The organism is Frankia sp. CcMO1 (assembly GCF_977945845.1).
This window is the reverse complement of the sequence record NZ_CDWTMG010000037.1, coordinates 1-3,425: the sequence shown is the minus strand read 5'-3', so window position 1 is coordinate 3,425 and position 3,425 is coordinate 1. Positions and strand designations below refer to the sequence as shown.

The following is a 3,425-nucleotide window of genomic DNA, read 5'->3' as shown; positions in this document are numbered from 1 at the left end:
GTCCCCTTATCCTGCGCGGTGAGTTCCCGCAGCACCGGACTGAGGCCCGGGCCGCTGACGTGCTCCTGCTGTTGCCCAGACACGCCACCCAGCACGCCTGCACTCGCCGTGGAGACGGCGAATGCTGTGGCCAGCAGAAGCCCCGCGTTGCGCCTCAGTCTTTTCATGACGACCCTCCCTTCCGCTGTCATGTGCGGGAAGCTAATATCGCTTCTTCTTTCTTTTCGTGAGGGCAGCATAGATCGGGTACACCGGTGTGTGACCCTGCCAGATGACAGGGTCACACCAGAACCAGAATCTGAAACTTGATGCCGTCAGACGGCACGGCGGGCTGCCCTGCACCTCTGGTGATCCATGGTGATCCAGGTGGTGGGCAAACACCTTCGGCGGGCATCCCGCATGGTGAGCGCCCGCCTGCTCCGTGCCAGGTTCACGCCGGGCCCTCCCCCACCCCACCAAAAACGCCGATAATGAGCATTATGTCAAGTAGAGCCGGTCGCAGGGTCTCCCCTCCTCGGCCCCGTGCCGCTCAGCCGCAGTTGATCGACCGGCCCGGATGAACGTGACACATCTCGACCGGCGGTGTCCCCAACCAGCGATGTCCCCCATCCGGATGCCGCCGGTCGAACCACACACGTCGAACCTCGCCACCGGCAATGATCAACTGGGTTTGGCCCCCACTCCCCTGGTGCTATTTGGGGTTTTTGTTTTTGATCATAGGATGTGAAGTGTCGTCAACACCGTTGATTATCTTGAAACGAGACGGTAGACGATTGTGCGAGCGATGGCTGGACTCCGTCGGCCAGCCGTCAGCCGACGAATTTGGGGGACCTAGGCACGGTCTGCGGTCCCCAAACCGTGACTGGCTCCCCATAATTCGGCCACCGTCCGGATACCCTCCCCACCCGATGCGCCTACCCAGAGGCTCCGGGTGACCGGGCGGGCAGGTTGTGCAGACCGGCCTGGGCGGCGGCCGCCGTGCAGTATCCGGTGGACGGCGGCCAGATCCCAGCTGGCGCCGATCCGGATACCGGCGGCGAGCGGCACGCGCGCCGCGGACCGCGCCGACCACCAGACCCAGCGGGGTGCCAGCAACGCCTCGATCTCGGCGAGCACCCGCGCGATCTGGCCGGCCCCGGCCAGCGGATCCCGGCGGCCCGCAGCCGGGCGAGCCGGCCCGACTCCGGGTAGGACGGGGATGCCGACGTCACTGGTCGATTCTCACCGGCGGGTCCGACAGTTCACGCCCCTCCGGACCGCTTCTCACGGTCGCCGCACCGGTGCTCACGGTAGCAGCACCAGGGTCCGCGGCGCCTCCGGCGGCCGGTGGCAGCCCGGTGACGCGACGCGCCCGAAGAGCTACAAAGCCGAAATGCCCACGTTGGAAACGTTGAGCGGCAAGAATCCGACGACGGGAGATCGGAACCTTCGCGGGAAGAGGCGGTTTCATGGCAGGGCGGGACAACGAGTACGAACGCCCCATCCTGCTCAGCTGCGGCGGCTGCGACGTGCGCTGGACGGCGCTGACCGCGGCGCACTGCCCGTCCTGCCACGAGACCTTCGCCGGCACCACCACCGGCTTCGACGCGCATCGGGTGAAGGGGACCTGCCTTTCCCCGGAACGGGCCGGGTTGCGCCGCGATCGCGGATACTGGCTCAGCGGAGACGAACAGCCGCCCGGCCGCATCCTGCGGGTCTCCGACCGGCGGGGCGGTTCGGCCGGCCCCGCCGGCGGCGGCGGCGGAGGAGGCGGCGCGGTACGGATGGCCGGCTGACCGAGCCCTCCCCTCACCGGACGGTAGGCGGATCCCACCTGCCGCCTGCGGCCGGGACTGGATGGCCGAGCCGGTCGCAGCAGGCACGACGCCAGGCATGGTGGTAGGGACGTGCCACCGTCACGGTGTAGTGGACGGACGGGGTAAAGGGTGCCCGTCAGTGAAGATTCGACCGAGGTGGCACGCTCAGGAGTCGAAATGAAATAACTTGCGCGTTTCGAACCCTCCACAGGCCTGTGACCTGCGATGATGCTCTCGATCACGTATTTGTTACTTCATTACGTCCCCTCAAAGCCCGTGCCGGTTTTTCTCCGATCAAGCTACGACGTTCGGCGTCGTTTCTCAAAGGACCGCGCCCGCGTCCACGCGGCGGGCGGCGATCCGTTTGGCGGTGGGCCACCGCACGTCGTGCACCCAGCCGAGCTTCTCGAACAGGCGGATGAGTGCGGCGCTGGGATCGATCTGGCCGGGCAGGACGCCGTGGCGGGCGCTGGTGGGGTCGGCATGGTGCAGGTTGTGCCACGACTCCCCCAGCGAGGGTATGGCCAGCCACCACACGTTGCTGGAGCGGTCCCGGGCCGCGAACGGTCGGGTGCCGATCGTGTGGCAGATTGAGTTGATGGAGAAGGTGACGTGGTGCAGCAGCGCGATACGGACCAGCGCCCCCCAGAACAGCGCGGTCGCCGCCCCGGTCCAGGACATGCTCCACAGGCCACCGACCAGCGGCGGCAGCAGCACCGAGGCGGCGACGAGCCAGGGGAACCGGGCCGAGATCGCCGCGATGTCCCGATCGGCGAGCAGATCCGGGCAGAACTTCTCCGGCGCGGTCCGTTCCGGGTGGAAAAGCCATCCGACATGGGCGTGTAGGAACCCTTTCGCCAGGCCCCTGCCGTGATGACCGAAACGCCACGGTGAATGCGGATCGGCCGCCTGGTCGGAGTATTTGTGATGCCGCCGGTGAGCCGCGACCCAGTCGGTCACCCCCATTTCGATGGCGAGGCTCCCGGCGACGGCGAGGATTATCCGCAGCGGCCGGCCGGTCCGGAAGGAACCATGCGTGAACAGCCGGTGGTAGCCTACGGTGACACCGAATCCGGTGATCAGGTACATGACGGCGCCGATGACCAGGTCGTGCCAGCCCAGCCCCCATCCCCAGGCCAGCGGGACCGCGGCGAGCAGGGCAAGCAGGGGCACGACGATGAAGAACGCGAGCAGGACCTGCTCACCGAGGGTCTTCGGCTGGTCCGCCAGGTCGGGGCGGGTCGATCGCCTCGGCCTGGCGGCCCTGGCCGGGAGCGGCGGCCCCGACGGCAGGGTCGGGGCGGGGCCGGGCCGGCCCGGCGGACACCCGTCGTAGTCACCGGGCCGGGGTGCGGCAACGCACGCCGCAGCGGAACCGAGGGTGCCCGAACCGAGGGCGGCGGAACCGAGGGCGGTCGTCGTGGGGATGGATTTGGCCGTACCGGACGCGGTAGCCATACCGGCAACCGTACCGGACGCGGTGGCGGTAGATTTTATGATAATGGCCTCGGTGCTGCCAGATGCAGCGGCAGAGGCGACGATGGCGGGTCTTCGAAGTTAACCGGGGTGGGCGTGAGACCCCAGCCAGTTTGGTAACTGTGCGTAATGTTGGTTCGGCGTGGCCTGCTG

Annotated in this window: 2 protein-coding genes; one reads left to right on the top strand and one right to left on the bottom strand. The window is 67.8% G+C overall.

Annotated features, from left to right (window positions below; translation table 11 throughout):
• The first annotated feature begins 1,448 nt into the window (after positions 1-1,448).
• Positions 1,449-1,775 carry an FDXHR family putative zinc-binding protein gene (locus AC08OU_RS07500; protein WP_476601339.1) on the top strand — a complete coding sequence of 109 codons (327 nt, stop codon included), beginning with the start codon at positions 1,449-1,451 and terminating at the stop codon, positions 1,773-1,775.
• 342 nt (positions 1,776-2,117) lie between these two features.
• On the opposite strand, the gene AC08OU_RS07495 is transcribed toward AC08OU_RS07500, so the two are convergent.
• A complete protein-coding gene (locus tag AC08OU_RS07495) occupies positions 2,118-3,254 on the bottom strand; it encodes an acyl-CoA desaturase (RefSeq protein ID WP_476601340.1) in 1,137 nt (378 codons plus the stop codon).
• Between the last annotated feature and the right edge of the window lie 171 nt (positions 3,255-3,425).